The sequence below is a fragment of the Hyphomicrobiales bacterium genome, assembly GCA_030688605.1.
Classification (GTDB): domain Bacteria; phylum Pseudomonadota; class Alphaproteobacteria; order Rhizobiales; family NORP267; genus JAUYJB01.
On the sequence record JAUYJB010000033.1, the window covers coordinates 1 to 17981 of the forward strand.

General features: G+C 58.9%; 14 protein-coding genes and 1 pseudogene. 13 read left to right on the forward strand and 2 right to left on the reverse strand.

All coding sequences use genetic code 11. The annotated features are described in order from the left end of the window. Positions 1 to 282: 282 nt before the first annotated feature. The gene (locus Q8P46_03805; GenBank protein MDP2619289.1) at positions 283 to 1137 is read right to left on the reverse strand and encodes an amidohydrolase family protein; all 855 of its coding nucleotides are present in this window, start codon (positions 1135 to 1137) and stop codon (positions 283 to 285) included. 50 nt (positions 1138 to 1187) lie between these two features. Beyond that, positions 1188 to 2657 (reverse strand): hypothetical protein, encoded by a 1470-nt coding sequence (locus Q8P46_03810; GenBank protein ID MDP2619290.1) that lies wholly within the window; start codon positions 2655 to 2657, stop codon positions 1188 to 1190. Positions 2658 to 2730: 73 nt separating this feature from the next. Here Q8P46_03810 and Q8P46_03815 point away from each other — a divergent pair. The 13 genes and pseudogenes from Q8P46_03815 to Q8P46_03875 all read left to right on the forward strand — a co-directional run bounded on the left by Q8P46_03815 (position 2731) and on the right by Q8P46_03875 (position 17971). Next, positions 2731 to 3210 (forward strand): annotated as a pseudogene (locus Q8P46_03815) (transposase). Positions 3211 to 3588: 378 nt separating this feature from the next. Then, entirely contained in the window at positions 3589 to 4368 is a 780-nt protein-coding gene (locus tag Q8P46_03820; GenBank protein MDP2619291.1) for a 3-oxoacyl-ACP reductase family protein, read from the forward strand. Positions 4369 to 4391: 23 nt separating this feature from the next. Beyond that, positions 4392 to 4661, forward strand: a complete 270-nt coding sequence (locus tag Q8P46_03825; GenBank protein MDP2619292.1) for a class II aldolase/adducin family protein — start codon at positions 4392 to 4394, stop codon at positions 4659 to 4661. Between the two features lie 331 nt (positions 4662 to 4992). After that, entirely contained in the window at positions 4993 to 6570 is a 1578-nt protein-coding gene (locus tag Q8P46_03830; protein MDP2619293.1) for an ABC transporter substrate-binding protein, read from the forward strand. Between the two features lie 96 nt (positions 6571 to 6666). After that, positions 6667 to 7590, forward strand: coding sequence for an ABC transporter permease (locus tag Q8P46_03835; protein ID MDP2619294.1), 924 nt, complete (start codon positions 6667 to 6669; stop codon positions 7588 to 7590). Between the two features lie 7 nt (positions 7591 to 7597). Continuing rightward, on the forward strand, positions 7598 to 8476 hold the full coding sequence (locus Q8P46_03840) for an ABC transporter permease (protein ID MDP2619295.1): 879 nt from the start codon (positions 7598 to 7600) through the stop codon (positions 8474 to 8476). Positions 8477 to 8505: 29 nt separating this feature from the next. After that, positions 8506 to 9225 carry a hypothetical protein gene (locus Q8P46_03845; GenBank protein ID MDP2619296.1) on the forward strand — a complete coding sequence of 240 codons (720 nt, stop codon included), beginning with the start codon at positions 8506 to 8508 and terminating at the stop codon, positions 9223 to 9225. Positions 9226 to 9782: 557 nt separating this feature from the next. Next, positions 9783 to 10940: an ABC transporter ATP-binding protein gene (locus Q8P46_03850; protein ID MDP2619297.1), complete on the forward strand. Its 1158-nt coding sequence runs from the start codon at positions 9783 to 9785 to the stop codon at positions 10938 to 10940. Beyond that, complete coding sequence (locus tag Q8P46_03855) at positions 10937 to 11950, forward strand: ABC transporter ATP-binding protein (GenBank protein MDP2619298.1); 1014 nt, start codon at positions 10937 to 10939, stop codon at positions 11948 to 11950. Before Q8P46_03850 ends, Q8P46_03855 begins: the two co-directional genes overlap by 4 nt. Before the next feature lie 523 nt (positions 11951 to 12473). Continuing rightward, positions 12474 to 14534 (forward strand): hydantoinase/oxoprolinase family protein, encoded by a 2061-nt coding sequence (locus tag Q8P46_03860; GenBank protein MDP2619299.1) that lies wholly within the window; start codon positions 12474 to 12476, stop codon positions 14532 to 14534. A 16-nt stretch (positions 14535 to 14550) separates the two neighbouring features. Continuing rightward, complete coding sequence (locus tag Q8P46_03865; protein MDP2619300.1) at positions 14551 to 16284, forward strand: hydantoinase B/oxoprolinase family protein; 1734 nt, start codon at positions 14551 to 14553, stop codon at positions 16282 to 16284. A gap of 81 nt (positions 16285 to 16365) precedes the next feature. Then, the gene (locus Q8P46_03870; protein ID MDP2619301.1) at positions 16366 to 16734 is read left to right on the forward strand and encodes a hypothetical protein; all 369 of its coding nucleotides are present in this window, start codon (positions 16366 to 16368) and stop codon (positions 16732 to 16734) included. A gap of 142 nt (positions 16735 to 16876) precedes the next feature. Continuing rightward, complete coding sequence (locus Q8P46_03875; GenBank protein MDP2619302.1) at positions 16877 to 17971, forward strand: NAD(P)-dependent oxidoreductase; 1095 nt, start codon at positions 16877 to 16879, stop codon at positions 17969 to 17971. Positions 17972 to 17981 lie beyond the last annotated feature (10 nt).

Below are 17981 nucleotides of genomic sequence, written 5' to 3' on the forward strand. Positions count from 1 at the left end.
TCGCCCATAACCTGATGGCGGCCCATCGCCTGCGCACCGCGACCACCTAAGCCGGCCGCGGACACACATTCGGCGACATCAAAACCAACAACGCCCTGCCCAGACCACTGCAGCCATGTACAAAACGCCGATTCCTTCACACGCTCGAAAGCGGGTTCGTTCAATCCCCATTCTCAAACGGGCTCTGAGAAGTCCAGCCGTCACACCTTTGTCCCAAGCCCAGAGATCCAAATCCTTCGCCCCAAAGAATCAAGAATAGCGCGTCAGGGGACTCGCACACACTCACAGATTTAAGCCAAATAGATTTTTCGCATTATCCAGAAGAACCTTCTGTCGCACTTCTGGCTTGATCTCAAGTTCGCTGAACTCCTTCATCCAGCGGTCAACGCTCAGCACTGGCCAGTCAGATCCAAAAAGCGCCTTATCCTGAAGAAGCGTGTTGACGTTTTGCACCAACTCTTGGGGAAAATATTTCGGTGCCCACCCTGAGAGATCGATAAAGAAATTGCTCTTGTGCCTGGCAATGGCCAAGCTTTCCGACGTCCATGGCCATGAAGGATGCGCACAAATTATTTTCAGCTCCGGAAAGTCGGCCGCCACGTCATCAAGATGGATTGGCTGTGTGTACTTCAACTTGAAGCCCATGCCTCCTGGCGTTCCCGCCCCCGCCCCTGCCATTCCGCTGTGGAACATCACGGGTAATTTCTGCCTCTGCGCTTCATCCCAGAGTGGATAAAAACGCTGTTCGTTCGGAAAGAACTGCTGTCGAGCAGGGTTGAGCTCCCCGATGCCGTGAAGGCCGAGCTCTTCTTTACAGCGTTTGATTTCATCTTGCGCTAACTTACCCTGCCATGGGTCGATCGCACCGAAACCAAGAAAGACATCCGGGTGCTTTTTCACAGCGTCGGCGATATGATCATTGGGCACCGGGCTAAGTCCCGTGATTGAATCATCTCGCGTGTTGACGAGCACGGCCATCATCTTTCGCTCGCGGTACTGATCAGCCATTTCATCGACCGAAACCACGGAACTTTCCCTGCGGAAATATTTCGCCATCTGTTGCGCTCGGACACCACGAGCCTTGATAGAGCGCTCGTCGCTCAGGTGCACGTGCGCATCAATAGCCTGAATGTGCATTGATCATTACCTCTTTGTTCTGTCTTCCCGTCCCATTCAGCCCCCGGCGTTCAGGGGCCAAGTGTCTTTGCCGTATTGAGTGTCAGGGAAAAATCGCATCCTTGTATGGAAATGTAGCCCTTATCCTTACGTTGCGTCAGTTCCTGAACCAATTGTACTAACGGCTGTCGTGAGCTAAGATACGGCTGAGGAGGCGACGCGCTTCTTGCTATATTTACGGCCTCCTCGTCTATATACGTTCGCAAGATCAGCTCTTCATCGGTGAGGTTTTCACCATATCGTTTCCGTACTTCCTTAAGCGACAAAGTTGGCGGTTTCCACTTCGCGAGCTTTTCCGCTCTTGCGCGATTGAGAATCTTAGCCCGCACGTCCTTATCCATGACTTCGACAGCTTCCTTGCCCCAGTGGCCCAGCGCATACTGGATCACCTCGTCGGTCACCTCTTTGTAACGCTCCCCAACCATGACATTGATACCAGCCTGACTACCAACGAACTGAGAAAGTGGCGTCACCATAATTGGATAACCAAAGTCCGCCCGCACCTGTGCCGCTTCCTCCAAAGTCTCTTCCAGGCGATGCTCCATGCCGACCTTCCTAAGCTGATAACGAAGGTTAGAGATCATGCCACCGGGAATTTGATGGAGATATTGGGTCTGGTCGTACTCAAACGGTGCACCTATCGGAAAATTTTCCCGCTTCGCAATATAGGTAAAATGCTCTTCAACCGACTTCAGTACCGAAACGTTTACTTCCGGACTGTATCCAAGTGCCCGTAGGTTCTTCTCTACATTGAATACAGATGGATTGGACGAACCCTGCGCGAGAGGTGGGATCGCGGTGTGAACATGCGTGATGCCTTGTCTTACTACCTCTAGAACGTTTAGCGGTCCCAAGCCGTTATTGCAGTGACAATGAAACTCAAGGGTAATGTCGCCAACGGCTCGTTGTATTTTCGGAAGTAATTCACGTATGCGTTCGGGTGTCAGCAAACCGCCCACGTCCTTAAAGCAAATCCGGTAGGGCTTCAGTGCCGCCGCGGCTCTTGCCCGTGCCACAAAGTACTCGTCAGTGTGGCGAGGAGAGACCGAGTAGATGAGGTTGACGACCGCAGCCATCCCCATTTTCCGCACCCCTTCCACCTCATCCTTCATCTCGTCGAAGTCATTCCAGGAGTTGGATTGGCGCAAGGTGGTAATTCCACAATCAATCACTTTCTGAATCAAAAGTTTACTTACTGATTCAGGAACTTTCGAAAAACCACCCTTGTACCCTCCATGAAGTCTGAGCGGTGTCTTTCGGACGCCGGCTGTCCCCAACTTCAGCCATTGCCAAGGGTTTTCCCCAAGGTCCCGAATCATCTTCTTCATTTGAACGATCGGCACAAAGAATTCCATCGCCTCAAATCCGGCCGCGTCCATGTCGGCAAGAGCGGGGAGCATCATGCCCGTGCGCATGTTCATGGCCCAGAGACTCTGCTGACCATCACGCAAAGTCGTATCAATGAAGTTGACCCGCTTCAATTTTGTCTCCTCTTAGCAGGAATGATCCATGAGGCCGCTCAAATTGGGCGGTAAGTGTAACTAACCCATTGAGATTCGATATGATTTGTGTCCAAACAAGATCATTCGGCAACAGAAAAATCCCCGGCTCACTGTGAACGAGACTATCGCGTATCTGCTCGGCTTGTCACCTGTCGAGAGCAAGGAATTGTCCACCCATTTCGACGGCGGCCGCTCATCGTGCGACGGCGGCGTGATCTTGGTGCGCCAGATTGAGAGCCGTCTGGGCCTTTCCGACTTTCTTGCCTCCTGGCTGACAGACAAACGCGCTCCTGCGAGCACGAGCCTTACTCCCGTCGACATGAACCGGGCTCGAATGTTCGCCATCGCCTGTAGTTACGAGGATTGCGACGACCTTGATGTGCTGCGTTTTGATCCGGCGTTCAAGTTGGCCTGCGGGCGCTTGGCCGAGATGGGTGATGACCTGATGTCCCAATCAACGCTGTCACGGCTGGAGAATGCGCCGTCATGGCGCGAACCGGCGCGCACAGGGCTTTCCCTGATCGACCTGTTTTGCGCGCACTGGCTTGTCGGTCGACTTGCCGGCCGTGCCTTATGATCTTCTATCTCCCACGGCGGCGCGCCTCACCACCGAAATAGCACGCCCCTGACGGTAGACAATCCGGAACTTTGCGGGATGGTGGAGTAGTGATTGCAAGCCCTGATAAGTCAGACTACGTTCAAAGGCTTATACAGAGGCTGATTCAAAAGGCTCATGCTGGTGGCCCGGTCCAGTATTAAAATCAATATCTTACGCAGACCATCCGGCGGCCTGCTCGTCTGGGACATTCGGTGCACGCTTCACGCCCGCACCGACTTCAGCCCCGAGGAGCGGCGTTTGCCGCGGCGGGTAAGGATCCTTGACGAAAAGTCGGTTTAGCCGTCTCAAGCGATGACAGCGATAACCAACCAACGCTTTGATCTGAGCGAGCGCACGGTGATCGTCACCGGCGGCGGCAAGGGCATCGGCAAGGTCTATGCGCAAGAATTCGCGCAGGCCGGCGCCCGCGTTGTTGCCGCCGACATCGATAGAGACACCGCCGAAGCCACGGCCCGCGATATTGCGGCGAAAGGTGGCGAGGCGATCGCCGTTTCGACCGATGTCTCCGACACGGACTCCGTGCGCGCCATGGCTGAGGCCACGCTGGAGCGCTTCGGCTCTATCGACGTGCTGGTCAATAACGCCTCATTGATGAGCGCCCTTCCGCGCGCCTCGTGGCTGGAGATTCCGATCGAAGAATGGGATCGCGTCATGGCGGTCAATCTGCGCGGCGTGTTCCTTTGCTGCCGAGCCGTTTTTCCGGCGATGCGCGAACAGGGTGGCGGCAAAATCATCAACATTTCCTCAGCTCGAATCTGGGAGGGCACCCCCAACCGGCTTCACTACACCGCCTCGAAAGCGGGCGTCGTCGGCTTGACCCGCGCGCTTGCCCGCGAAGTCGGCGAATATGGAATCACCGTCAACGCCGTGACGCCGGGCCTGACCTTGAGCAACACTCAGATTGCCTCGTCATCGGACAACTATCTGGGCACTGCGGCGGAAGGGCGGGCGCTCGGCCGGCCGCAATATCCAGAGGATCTGGTTGGCACGGTGATGTTCCTTGCCTCCGCGGCCAGCGACTTCATCACCGGACAGACGATCAACGTCGATGGCGGCAGGGCCATGCATTGAATCAACATCCCTGAGAGATCCCCATGACATTCGCTTCGTCGCCTGAGCTACGCGCAGAACTGCTCAGCGCTTGCCGGGTGCTGACACATTTTAGGATCGTGGAAGGCTTCGGCCATGTCTCCGCTCGTATCCCGGACGCGGAGCGGGTCCTGATCACGCGGCGCAAGACGCTCGGCTTGGTGACCCAAGACGTAGAGCTGGTCGAGCTCGACATGGACGACCGCCTGGTGGCAGGCAGTGGCAACCCGCCGCTCGAGGTGCCGATGCACTTGGCGGTCTACCGCCGCCGCTGAAGATTGGGCCGATGAAGGCACTTAGATCGTCCTGCGTCTCATGATAGCCCAAGCGATATGGGCCATCTTGTTTGCCGCCGCCACGGCAACAACCATCCGGAGCTGACTTACTATCGGTGCGGATATTCGAGACCATCTGAGGGAGTGGGCAATCCCAATGGGGTCGGTTGGAGTGACAGTAGCATGATGCATCCCGCAAACGGACGGGAGAGCATATCTGAGTGCAATTTTGTCATGATGCGCTAAATTACCATGACGCATCGTGCAAACGGACAGGAGCGCAAATCTGCGTGCAATTTTGTCGTGATGCGCAATAAATGGGAGGAATGTGGTGAAAAAAAAGATCACAATTGTTCAAGGTTTGGCTGTCCTGCTCTTGTGGTTCCTCATTGCGGTTCCGCAGGGTGATGCCCGAGCGGCTACGCTGCGCTATGCGGTGTCAACCTTCGGGGAGGAAAACCTCGACCCGACCTTGACCTCGATCGTCTCTGCGCTAGGCGTTGGCGGCCCGCTCTGGGACTGGTTGACGGAATTGACGCCGGAGGGCGAATTGCGGCCCTCGCTTGCAACCACGTGGAGTCAGGTCGATGACGGGAAGGCCTGGGAGCTCGATCTGCGGAACGACGTGACCTTCCACGACGGTTCGCCGATGACCGCAGAGGACGTTCGCTTCACACTACTGACATTTGCGAGCGAGCGATCCAGGTCGTCGCGTGCGCCCCAATTTCGGAAGAAGATCGCAGACGTGAAAGCCATCGGTCCGTACAAGGTGCGCCTCGAACTGGCGTCGCCTTGGCCGACCTTGCCCTATGACTTGTCGAATCAGGCCGGGATGGAAGGGATTGTCCTCCCGAAGGCTTTTATCGAGCGGGTCGGCTGGGAGGCTTTTGCTCAACATCCGGTCGGAACGGGCGCCTGGAAATTCGTCGGGCACAAGGTCGGCGACGTCGTCGAATTCGAGGCCAACAAGAACTACTGGTCGACACCGCCGAAGTTCGACCGCCTTTCGCTCTTGCTCGTTCCCGAGGAAGCGACACGGGCGGCCATGTTGCAGTCGGAGCAGGCGGACATTGCCGACATATCGGTGGATTCCGCTTCAGGGATCGAACAGAAAGGGTTCAAGATCATCGCGGACCCGCAATTCTCATCGATCCGAGTGCACCTCTACGGCACCTATTCCGATAAATCGATGCCGACATCCGATGTGCGCGTTCGCAAGGCCCTGAACCTCGCCATCAACCGCGACGAGCTGTTGGCAGCCTTTTTTAACGGGCGCGGACGGTCGGCTGCCAGCTTTCCGATCGCGACGCTTTCGATCGGTTATCCGAAGGATTTGGCGCCCTATCCGTTCGATCCCGAGGAGGCAAAGCGTCTGCTCAGCGAAGCCGGCTATCCGGACGGCTTCGAGATAACTCTTTTCTCCATGCCTGTTTCGGGCTTCACGCTGCATCAGCAGACGGCAGAAGCTGTCGCCGGATATTGGGAAGCCATCGGCGTTCGGACGAGGATTATTCCGACCGATTTTGGCGCCTTCCGACCGCTCTATGTAGCCCGCCCCGTTCCGAAGGAACTGGTCGGGCAAGCGAGCATATTTGCCTCGACGGGTCGGTTGAACGGCAGCGACGATCTGCGAATCTGGTGGTTGAATGAGGGCGGCGTGGTGCATATGGCCGCACCGGGAGAAATCGATCCGCTCTATGCCGACGCAATGGCCGCGACAACCGTGGAGGATCTCGCGAGTGCTGTCTCCGCTGCCTATCACACTCTTTACCAGAGTTACCGGGGGATACCTCTCATAGATGCCGTCGGCGCCATTTGGGCTTACGGCAACCAAATCGACAACGTCGAAGTGGGCACCTTCCGAGGCTATATTACGCCGACATTGAAGACCGCCGTGCCCGCACAATGAGCCGGCACCGGGCATAAGCTTCTCGTCGTGCTCGCATAGACCTGCGCCGGATTTCGGGCGAGGATCCGGCGCAGATCCCGCCTCGGGAATTCCGCCATGAAACGCTACCTGCTGGGACGGCTGCTACAGAGCATCATCACGCTAATCATCATTAGCCTGTTTGTGTTTGGCATGGTTCGGCTCACCGGCAGCCCGATCGACATGATGCTGCCAATCGACGCCACGCCGGAGATGCGCGCGGAGTTAGCGCACGAGTTGGCGCTCGATAAACCGTTGCCGATCCAGTACTTCGCCTTTCTTGCGGACTTGGTGCAAGGTGATCTCGGCACGTCGATCCGGACCAGACTGCCCGTCACCAAACTATTGATGGACCGCCTACCGAGCACGCTGCTCCTGGTTGGGGCGTCCATTGCTCTCGCCATCCTGGCAGGCGTGCCACTGGGAATCCTCGCGGCCATGCGCCGCGACGGCCCGTGGGACCTGTTGGGACGGTTCTTGGTGCTGTTCGGCCAATCGGTCCCCACGTTCTGGGCCGGAATTGTCCTGATCTCGATCTTCGCGGTTCAGCTCCGGCTGCTGCCGGCAGGACGCGAAGGCGGATGGGAGCATCTTGTCCTTCCGTCGGCGGCGCTCGGCTTGTTCGGCTTCATGCTCGCTGGAATCATGCGCCTCCTGCGCGGCTCGATGATCGAGACCCTCGAGAGTGACTATGTTCGGTTCGCCCGGATCAAAGGCCTTTCGGAGGTTAGAATCGCCTGGAAGCATGCCCTGCCAAACGCCCTCATTCCGGTCATCACCTTCATCGGCTTCTATTTCGGAATCATGATCTCCGGCGCAATCGTGGTCGAAACCGTCTTCGCCTGGCCCGGCATCGGCCGCCTGGCCTTCGAGGCCGTGCAATGGCGCGACTATCCCGTCGTTCAGGGAGTCGTCCTGTTGATCGCGGTCATTACGCTCGCGGCCAACCTGTTGGTTGACTTCCTGTACTCCTATCTCGACCCGCGCATCCGGATTCGCTGAGTTTATCATGAGCTTGACCAAGATCATGGGGATCTCGCAACGGTTGCGGAAAAGCTGGACGCGAGGCATGCCGGTCGTCGCGCTGACCGTTTTCGGTTTGTTCGTCGCCGTCGCGATCACGGCCGATTGGATCATGCCGCACTCGCCCTACGAGACTTCGCTATCCAGCCGTCTGCTGCCGCCGTTCTGGAGCGAAGGTGGCCAGTCCATCTATCCTCTCGGGACCGACCGGTTGGGGCGAGACAATCTGAGCCGGATTATACTGGGTACGCGAATTTCGATGCTGACCGGCGTCATATCGGTGACCGTGGCGGGATTGATTGGCACTCTGCTCGGGCTCGTCTCCGGCTATTTTGGCGGATGGGTCGATGCCGTCATCATGCGGACGACGGATGCGATGCTTTCGTTCCCGATCATTCTCGTGGCGCTTGTCTTCGCCGTGACGGTGGGGCCCAGCTTCTCCAATCTGATCATCGTGCTCGGGTTGATCATGTGGGCGCGTTTCGCGCGGCTGATTAGAGGCGAGACCCTCACCTGGAAGGAGCGCGAATTCGTTGCCCTGGCGCGCATCGCCGGCTGCTCAGCCCCGCGAATCCTCCTGCGCCACATTTTTCCGAACGTCGTAAACCCGCTCGTGGTGCTTGCCACCCTCCAGGTCGCCTGGGTGATCGTCGTCGAGGCATCGCTGAGCTTCCTCGGCGTCGGCGTGCCGCCGCCCACCCCCTCCTGGGGCGCGCTGATTGCCGACGGCCGAAGCTATATCACGACGGCATGGTGGCTTTCCTTCTTTCCCGGCCTGGTGCTCGTGACCCTGGTCATGTCGATCAACCTAGTCGGCGACTGGCTTCGAGACGAATTGGACCCAAAGACACGGGAGTTGCGGTGAGAGCCGCTGCCTGCAACGAGGAAAACGGAATGTATGGATATCGGGCGCGCATCGGTTACACGTCGCCGCCGGCGGCAACGGAGGTGGTTCCGTACGAATTTTATATGATTGTGCCCAAGGGGATCACCCTGGTATTGCACACCCTGGCGATCGTCGAGATGAACAAGGAAGAGATCGATCGCAGCTATGAAATGAGCCTGCGCGCGGCTAGGGATTTGGCACTCGCGGGCGTCAACCTCGTGGTGCTCGGTGGTGTGCCGATCAATCTGTCCCGCGGGTTCGACAATGTCAACGCGCTGATCAGCGACACCGAGGCGAAGATCGGCGTTCCGGTCACGACCAGCATAACCGCCCAGATTGATGCGCTGCAGAATGTCGGCGCCCGGCATATTGCCGTCGGGCATCCGTTCAGCCCGCAGCACGATCAGATGTTCCTTGACTATATCGATCATTATGGCTTCGAGCGGGCCGGCACCAAGGGTGCTGACCGGACGGCGGTGGAACTCGGCCAGATTCCAACCGACACCGCGCTCGCCTTGGGACATGCGTTGAAGCGCGAAAACCCTCAGGCCGACACGTTGTGGCTGCCCTGCCCGCATTGGGCGGTGGCGGAGGCGATCGATCCCTTGGAGAAGGAGTTGGGCATGACGGTGGTCACCGCGCTCCAGGCCATCGTCTGGCATGCCCTGCGGCGTTGCGGGGTCGATGATCGGATCGAGGGTTTCGGGCGTCTGTTCCGCGAGTTTTAGAGATTGTTCTATTTATTCTGCATCGTTTCCGGCGGCTGTAAAATGGTCACCGCGTCCGCTTGGCGTTGAGGCGTCGAAAGACATCCCCGCCATGCCACCGTCTTCTGCTCGCGCTGGGCCCGGAGCCTGTCCTGAAGGAGGTCAACCGACGAAGTATCGCCGGTTCACGAGCGGAGCGAATTGACTCAAGAGCATTCCTAATGATGATATGAGTGGCTTGTTGCGCTGTCCCAGGTGCGGCGAATGGCTCCACGGATCCCCAAGTTCGAGGGGCGAATTAGCATGGTCGAGGGGAGACGCGCCGTCGCGGTAGCATGCCCTCGCGGGCACTGCGACGATGAGGTTTCCGACGTGAGGGTCAGGTGTGCCGTTGCGCGGGCTCAGTTGGCCGTTGATATCCCATTGGGACGTCGATGAATGGTGTGATACCAGGCCGCGGATCATCTCAAGGGACACTATCGGCAAAGGCGAGTTCAGCCGTATGGCCCAGCCTGATCCCTCTCGACTGCCGCTGAGCGGGCATTCAACTGCACGCCCCAAGTCGCAAGACAGGGTGAATGATATGGATTACCGGCTACGAGCAATCTTGGTACACGCCTGCCGGACAAGTTGAACCTATCGTGAACTCGGGATTTGCTTCGCACAAGGGGCCGCAACGCATTATGCCGACTAACCGCCATCCTGAAGCCTCACCTGCGGGTGGAGCCGAGCTTGCCCAAGCCGCAAAAACGGAAGACGCGCCGCTTCTCGAAGTCGATGATCTCAGGGTGGAGTTTCGGACGGATTCCGGTCCGATCACAGTGGTCAAGGGCGTGTCCTTTACCATCCGGGAGGGCGAGACGTTGGGCCTGCTGGGCGAATCCGGCAGCGGAAAGACCGTCACTTCGCTCGCCGTGCTCGGCCTCGTTCCTTCTGCGGCGGGGCGAATTTCCGGCGGGCGGGTCTTCTTTTCCGGACAGGATCTCGCCACCCTCGGAGCGCGCGACTTTCGGCGCCTGCGGGGAAGCTCAATGACAATGATCCTGCAGGATCCCCTAACCTCGCTGAACCCTGTCTTCACGATCGGAAACCAGCTCATGGAGACACTGCGATTGCATCGGATCGGCCCACGCGACCAAATCGCACACCGGGCAGTTGAATTGCTGCGCCAACTTCACATCCCGGCTGCTGAAACGCGCCTGCGGAACTATCCCCACCAATTTAGCGGCGGCATGCGCCAGCGGGTCGTTGCCGCAATCGCCCTCGCGGGCAATCCGCGGCTTCTCATCGCCGATGAGCCGACGACCTCGCTGGATGTTACGGTCCAGGCAAATTTCCTGCGTCTGTTGAAAAGCATTCAGCAGCGGACCGGCTTGGCGATCCTTTTCGTCACCCACGACCTCGGGGTTATTGCCCGAGTTTGTAACCGGGCCGCCGTCATGTATGGGGGACGGATCGTCGAGGAGGCTCCGGTCAGCACGCTGTTCCGGGCGCCCGCGCATCCCTATACCGAACTGCTGCTCAAGGCCCTGCCGACGATCGAGAATCGCGCAGAGCGTCTGTCTTGGATACCAGGGCAGCCTCCTGCAACTGTGGAATCCTTCGCCGGATGTCCCTTCGCGCCGCGATGCCCGAAGGCGCTCGATCTCTGCCGGCAAGAGGCGCCTCCCGAAACATGGCTGGCGACGGAGCATCGAGTTGCCTGCTGGCTTCACGCGACTGCGGAGGCACAATGACCGTCGCACCGATCCTCCTATCGGCAATGGGGCTGAGCCGCGATTTTCCGCTCTCCAGCGGTGGCCTATTTGGCGGCTCCGGGCGACGGAGCATCAAGGCTCTAGACGAAGTCAGCTTCGATATCGGCGAGGGGGAGACACTGGGACTCATCGGCGAATCCGGGTGCGGGAAGACGACGACGGCGCGCCTGCTTCTGGATCTCGACCGCCCGACCGAAGGCGCGGTACTGTTCCACGGCGTGGATCTGCGGCGCCTGAGCCGTTCCGAGCGGCGCGACTATCGGCGATCGGTTCAGGCAGTCTTCCAGGACCCGCAAAGCTCCCTCAGTCCGCGCATGCGGATCGGCGAGATCGTCGGGGAGCCACTGATTGCGAGCCGCGTTCCTCGGCTTGCGATCCACGCAAGGGTTGCCGAGGCGTTGGAACAGGTCGGGATCGACCCGTCGCTCGTCGACCGCTTTCCGCACCAGTTCAGCGGCGGTCAGCAACAGAGGATTGCGATCGCTCGCACGCTTGCCGTGCGCGCCGCTTTGGTCGTGCTCGACGAGCCGCTCTCATCGCTCGACGTATCCGTACGCAGCCAGATCCTGACGCTGCTCAAGGACCTGCAGACGCAACACGGCGTCAGCTATCTCATGATCTCGCACGATATGGCAGCGGCCGCCCATATCTGCGACCGAATCGCTGTGATGTATCTTGGCCGAATCGTGGAAATGGGGACGGTGGAGGAGATCTACGACTCGCCGCGGCATCCCTACACCCAGGCTTTGTTGGCCTCCGCCCGCATCGCCTTCGGCTCTGATGCTAGCGAGGAAAAGGTGCTGGACGAAGAACCACCCAGTCCAATCAATTCGCCGACTGGCTGTCGCTACCAACCGCGATGCGCCCAGGCGATGACCATTTGCAGCCGGACAGAACCGCTGTTACCGGGGGACAAGCGGTTGTACCAGGTAGCCTGCCATCTCTGGCCCGCGCGGGAGGAAGACCACGACAATCCTCGCTTGGTCTAGTGGCATGAGGAGTATGCGCTGCAAGACAAAAAGCTGAGGGAAAGTCAAACCGGGTTCGGCGCGCAGTTCCTCTGCTTCCATAGGATGAAGGTCGTCGTTCCCTGGTCATTGACCCGCACCCTTCAACCTCGGCGCTTGTACGTCGTTAAACGATTCTGCCGGAAAGGGAAAAGATCAAGCGTAGGATGATCGAAAAGCGGCGCTCACAGCATCCAAAATCTGCCACCGAAGCACCCGATCATACGGGAGGTTGCGAAAGCGTTGAACAGCGAAGACGTGCGTCAAAATTAAGAGAAATCTGCCCTAAAAGTCCCGATTGAGGGCGTTGGCTCCCCGGATAAGCCCCTACAACCAAAAGCCGTATTCGCGCTTCCGGAGAAACTTGGCTTGACCTACTATCAGTGCGGATATCCGAGTCCATCCGGAGATGTCGGTTTGATCATCCCGCGCGATGAAAGCAGCCAGCTCAAAATAATAGACCGCTGACCCCGGAGTAACTCACCCAGAATGGAGGAACGAAACGATGTCCTGGAGGGTAGGAGTCGATACAGGTGGCACCTTCACCGACCTCGCCGCCGTGGAAACGATCACCGGAGAAGTAGTTATCCACAAGGTTCCTTCGACGCCGGAAACACCGGCCGACGCGATCGTAGCCGCCTTGGAGTTCTTCGAGCAGCGCACCGGCGTGACGCTCGATGCTCTCGACATGCTGGCGCATGGAACGACCGTTGCGACAAACGCGCTGCTGGAGCAAAAGGGCGTAAAGGCGGGTCTTCTGATTACCGAGGGCTTCAGCGCCATCTATCTGGCGCGAGCAGGGACACGCCCACGCGGTGCCGACCTGATAGATCCGCGATACCAGAAGGCGCCGATGCTGGTACCCCTTGCTCTCACATTTGAGATTCCGGAGCGGATCAGTTTCGATGGACATATCTCGCGTCCGCTGGACGCCGAGGCCGTGCGCAGCGCAGCGCGCGCCCTTAACGCGCAAGGCGTGAGCGCGGTCGCGATCTGCTTCCTGTTCTGCTTCATGTCCGACGTGCACGAGCAAGAAACGGCGCAGATTCTGAAGGAGGAGCTTCCCGGCTGCCGGGTGTCACTTTCGAGCGAGGTCATGCCGGTGATCCGCGAATTTCCGCGTTTGTCCACGACGGTCCTCGATGCCTATGTCGGACCTGTGGTCGAGGCCTATTTCAGGGATTTATCGAGCCGCATGAGCCACAGCCGGGTAAATGTCAACCGGCTGTTCATAATGCAATCGAACGGCGGACTCATGCGCATCAACGTAGCAGCCCGCTATCCAAACGAGACGCTGCTTTCCGGCCCCGCAGCCGGCGTCACCTTTGCCGCTGAACTCGGCCGGGTCATCGGTCAGCGCAACATCGTCAATTTCGACATGGGCGGGACCAGTACCGATATCAGCCTCATTGTCAATGGGAAGCCGACGACAGTGAACCACGGGCATGTGGCGGGGCAGGAAGTTGGGACACCCATGCTCGAAATCACGACGCTCGGTGCCGGCGGGGGAGGCATTGCGGCGCTGGGGGAAGACGGCTTGCTCAAGGTCGGGCCGGAGAGTGCGGGAGCGAATCCAGGACCAGCTTGCTACGACCTGGGGGGAACGCGCCCGACGGTTACTGATGCGAACGTCCTTCTCGGCTATCTCGATCCGACGCGCTTCCTCGGCGGCAGACTCGCCGGAACGTTCGACCTAGCGCAACAAACGCTCGCCACGCTAGGAGAGCAGCTCAATCTCGACGCAATCCATGCAGCTCTGGGCGTGCGCCGTGTTGTGAACGCACACATGGCCGGCGGACTTCGGCTCAAGATCACCGAGAAGGGCGGCGATCCGCGGAATTTTGTCCTCGTCGCGTTCGGCGGCGCGGGACCTCTGCACGCCGCGGAACTGGCTCGGGAGCTTGGCATTCCTCGCGTGGTGATCCCGGCTTTTCCAGGGGTGGCCTGCGCTATGGGTTTGCTGCTGGCCGACGTCCGTCACATTTATCGGCAGAGCTACCTGAAGCGTCTGTCGAGCGTCGATATTGGTGACATAAATGCGCGCTTCCTAAACCTAAAGGAACGGGCATTTCAGGACGCTGCGGAAGAAGGCTTTCCTCCGGAAGAGATTGTGCTGCAGGCGCAAATGGAAGTGCGCTATGCCCATCAGGGTTACCAATTGACCATCGAAGTACCGCAGGAGCTGACCGGCACGGACGATCTACAGGCTGTGCGGCGAAGCTTCGACCAGGTCCATGAGGCGACTTACGGCGTCGCCGCGCCAGGGGAAGAGGCAGAGCTGGTCACTCTCAGGCTGCTCTCGATCGGGCCGATGCCGAAAATGCAGTTCAAACCGCCGGCTACGACGGCTCATGCGGGCGGCCCGGAGCCCCGCGACTGTCGGCAGGCCTATTTCCCCGATACCAATAGTTTCGTCGACCTTCCGGTATTCGAACGCACGGACCTTGCCGCCGGCACCGAGCTTGAGGGACCTTTGGTCATCGAGCAACAGGATTCCACTTGTCTTCTCGCACCAGGACAGCGCCTGGCCGTCGACGCGCAAGGGAATCTGATCATCGAGGCGTGATTAGCAGGAATATGGCATGACATTCGATCCGATAGAACTGCAGGTCATTAACAGTCGCCTTACCGAAATTACGGCGACGATGGAGAATCAGCTGTTCCACAGCGGCTATTCCCCGATACTGCGAGAGTCTTTCGACGGCAGCGCAGCGATCCTTGACAAGAGCGGCGGTGTTGTCGCCGGCACGGGAGCACCCATCCATCTCTTCCCCTATTCTTACGTGGCCCGCTCGATCCTTCGGCGCTGGGAGGGGCGGATGCAGCCCGATGATTCTTTCCTGATCAATGATCCTTATACGAGCGGAAACTTTCACGTTCCGGATACGGCGATTGTGACCCCCATTTTCCATTCGGGCAACCATGTCGGTTTCTGCGCGAGCATCGCGCACAAACCGGATCTCGGTGGGATCGTGCCCGGATCCTCGGGAGCGAGCGCGCGCGAGATCTACCACGAGGGGATCAGATTTCCCGGGATGCGCTACTGGAGCAAGCAGGGCCCGAACGAAGACGTAGAGGAGCTCATCCGATGCAATAGCCGCAGCCCCGATGATGTCATTGGCGACTTGCGCGCTCAAGTTGGCTGTACGCGGATCGGCAGCGCACGGCTGAAAGAGCTTCTCGATTCCTACGGCGTTGACGTGGTCGAGGACGCGTTTGAGGCTTTGATCCGCGTGTCCGAACGACGCATTCGAGATGGTCTTGCGGACTGGCCCGACGGTGAGGCCTCGGCCGAGGCGTTCCTCGACAATGACGGTGCGGATCTTGCCCACAGGATTCGCATGCACATTCGCATAGAAAAGCGCGGCAACGAAATATGCTTCGACTATTCCGGCAGCGACCCGAACACAGTCGGACCTGTGAACCTGCGACCGCAAGGTGCCGAGACCGCTGCGGCAGTCGCGCTGATCGGATTTCTCGATCCGACGATTCCGATTAACGATGGCTGCCGGCGCGCGATCCGCTTTGTCAATCCGGAGGGACGTATTACTCATGCCCAGTATCCGCGACCGGTCAATAATTACTATCCGTCGATGCATCTCCTTTATTGCTGTGCACAGAAAGCGCTCGCCCACTTTGCGCCTGACAAGGCAGTGGCCCCGGCCGGACTTGGCGTGGGCGGCAGCCTGATCGCCTATTCGAAGTCACGCGCCGGCAAGCTCGGCGTCCAATACGAGCTAATGACACCTTCGCTTGGGGGCTCGCCGAGCGGAGACGGGAGCTTCGCCGTGCTGCCAATGATGCAGATCACCCCGAGTCAGCCGATCGAGATCCTCGAAAGCGAATATCCGGTTGAGGTGATCAGGTTCCAGCCCTTGAAAGACTCTGCCGGCCCCGGCCGACATCGCGGTGGAGTGGGTTTCGTGCGAGCCTATCGGATCCTCGAAGCGGCGAACTTCTCGCTGCGTATGGGACAGTTTGAGCATGGCTCCTGGGGCGTGGTCGGCGGTGGCGCACCCAACCGCGCGTGCTGCATCCTGAATCCGGGCACGGAACGAGAAGAGCGGCTGCCGCCGCTGGCGACCCGTCAACTAGAAGCCGGTGACGTGATCTGGCTAGAGCTCGCCGGGGGCGGCGGCTACGGCAATCCTCTCGAGCGTCCTCCAGGGCTTGTTGCAACGGATGTGCGTGAGGGTCTGGTTTCCGCGGAGGCGGCACGGGAGATTTACGGCGTGATCCTCGACCCATCGAGCGGCACTCCGGATATTGCCGCGACCACACGCCTGCGCGATACGGCACCCAAAGCGAAAATATGACCGCCTTGCGAGCAAGTATTGCTGCAGCGCTCATCGAACGACACATCGTAAGCTTGGCCAGTTCCGTCAGGGTGGATGAGAATGTTTTTCGACATTGGCTCCTCTCCCGGTTCACGACGAAAGCGTCTTTTGGAGAGATTTGGGTGGCGCCTCGGCGTCATCGATGCGCTTCAACACTTCGGGATCACCCCTGAGATCATTGAGCATAGTCCATGGCACGCGCTTTATGGCATCCATCGTGGCGTCAAGCTCGTTGACCAACCCCGTCATTTGTTCTTCCGGCGGTGGACCAAGCTAGAGCATGGTGGAATCGATATCACCTTCGTCGCTGAGAAAATGGTCCTTGGCGACGGGATCGCGAAGTATGATGCGCAACTTGCGGAGGTCCTTCGAATAGGTGATACGCTTCTGGTTGATGTCAACGGCGGAGCAAAATGGGGCAGGAGTTGATCACCAGTCGGCGCACCCCGCCGCGCACAGCGTCGAGCGCTTACGTCTGTAGGGCTTGCTGTCGCGTCAGCTCAATCGCCGGTGAGATGTCAGCTAGAAGAATTTCTTGCAGGGTGAACCTATCGTTGAAGAGGTATCCATCATGTCGAACGCCAAGATCTTCGTCTTCGCGCCCGTCGAATTCTCCACTGCGTCCGGCGAAAAGGAGAAAGTGGGAAATCCGCTTGAAAAACTCGTCGCCGAGGGTTGCGAGATCGTCGAGGGCACCGCCTCTTGGCATACGCCGCAGGGGAACAACGAAGATGAAATGTGCGTTTTTGCCGAGAACGCCGACGCGCTGACGGGAAGCTCCATCCGCTCAAGCCCGATCACCCGTAAGATCATGGAAAGTTCCGACCGGCTTCGGATTGTCGCGAAATACACCGTCGGATACGACGATGTCGACGTCGAGGCGGCAACAGATCTCGGCATCCTTGTCACCAACAGTCCGACCGAAGCCAACTGGGGTGGCGTTGCCGAGGGCACAGTTGCGATGATGCTTACGATCCTCAAGAAGGTGCGTGAACGCGATGAAGCGATGAAAGCAGGCAAATGGCGCCATCCGAGCCAGCAAGGCATCTTCTTGGGTACCCGCCTGGAGGACTGCGCGGAAGGCATTACGTTGGGCATCATCGGATTGGGGCGCATCGGGCGGCGCGTGGCAACCCTGCTGGCACCATGGCGGATCAAAATCCTCGCTTACGATCCCTTTGTCGAACGCGCGCGCTTCACGCTTCACAACGTCATTGAAACCGACCTCGATACCCTGCTTGCAGAATCGGACGTGGTAACGTTGCACGTCGCACTGACCGACAGCTCGCGCAAAATGATCAATTCCAAGACTCTGGCCAAGATGAAGCCCAGCGCAATCCTCCTCAACACCTCACGCGGGGCGGTCGTCGACGAGAAGGCTCTGGTCGCGGTGCTGGAGAATGAAACCATCGCCGCCGCCGCCCTTGACGTCTTCGAGGATGAGCCGCTTGCCAAAAACTCGCCTCTCTTGAAGCTCGGCCACAAAGTTCTGCTGGCGCCCCATATGGTTTCGGGTAATTCCAACGCCGGCCTCTTCCCGGGGGTGGTTTGGGCAGTGGAATGCATCGAGAATGCTCTCAAGGGCGAGGTGCCGGAGAGCGTCATCAACCAGGAGATCCTGCCGCGCTGGCGCCAGCGCTTTGGCAATAAGGCGATAATCGGGTAGTGCGGCTCCC

What these genes read in the sequence shown, in the direction of transcription:
- Q8P46_03845 (MDP2619296.1), top strand. Translation starts at nt 8,506, where the DNA reads ATGTATGGATATCGGGCGCGCATCGGTTACACGTCGCCGCCGGCGGCA.
- Q8P46_03835 (MDP2619294.1), top strand. Translation starts at nt 6,667, where the DNA reads ATGAAACGCTACCTGCTGGGACGGCTGCTACAGAGCATCATCACGCTA.
- Q8P46_03860 (MDP2619299.1), top strand. Translation starts at nt 12,474, where the DNA reads ATGTCCTGGAGGGTAGGAGTCGATACAGGTGGCACCTTCACCGACCTC.
- Q8P46_03870 (MDP2619301.1), top strand. Translation starts at nt 16,366, where the DNA reads ATGTTTTTCGACATTGGCTCCTCTCCCGGTTCACGACGAAAGCGTCTT.
- Q8P46_03805 (MDP2619289.1), bottom strand. Translation starts at nt 1,137, where the DNA reads ATGCACATTCAGGCTATTGATGCGCACGTGCACCTGAGCGACGAGCGC.
- Q8P46_03825 (MDP2619292.1), top strand. Translation starts at nt 4,392, where the DNA reads ATGACATTCGCTTCGTCGCCTGAGCTACGCGCAGAACTGCTCAGCGCT.
- Q8P46_03865 (MDP2619300.1), top strand. Translation starts at nt 14,551, where the DNA reads ATGACATTCGATCCGATAGAACTGCAGGTCATTAACAGTCGCCTTACC.
- Q8P46_03820 (MDP2619291.1), top strand. Translation starts at nt 3,589, where the DNA reads ATGACAGCGATAACCAACCAACGCTTTGATCTGAGCGAGCGCACGGTG.
- Q8P46_03875 (MDP2619302.1), top strand. Translation starts at nt 16,877, where the DNA reads ATGTCGAACGCCAAGATCTTCGTCTTCGCGCCCGTCGAATTCTCCACT.
- Q8P46_03850 (MDP2619297.1), top strand. Translation starts at nt 9,783, where the DNA reads ATGATATGGATTACCGGCTACGAGCAATCTTGGTACACGCCTGCCGGA.
- Q8P46_03855 (MDP2619298.1), top strand. Translation starts at nt 10,937, where the DNA reads ATGACCGTCGCACCGATCCTCCTATCGGCAATGGGGCTGAGCCGCGAT.
- Q8P46_03840 (MDP2619295.1), top strand. Translation starts at nt 7,598, where the DNA reads ATGAGCTTGACCAAGATCATGGGGATCTCGCAACGGTTGCGGAAAAGC.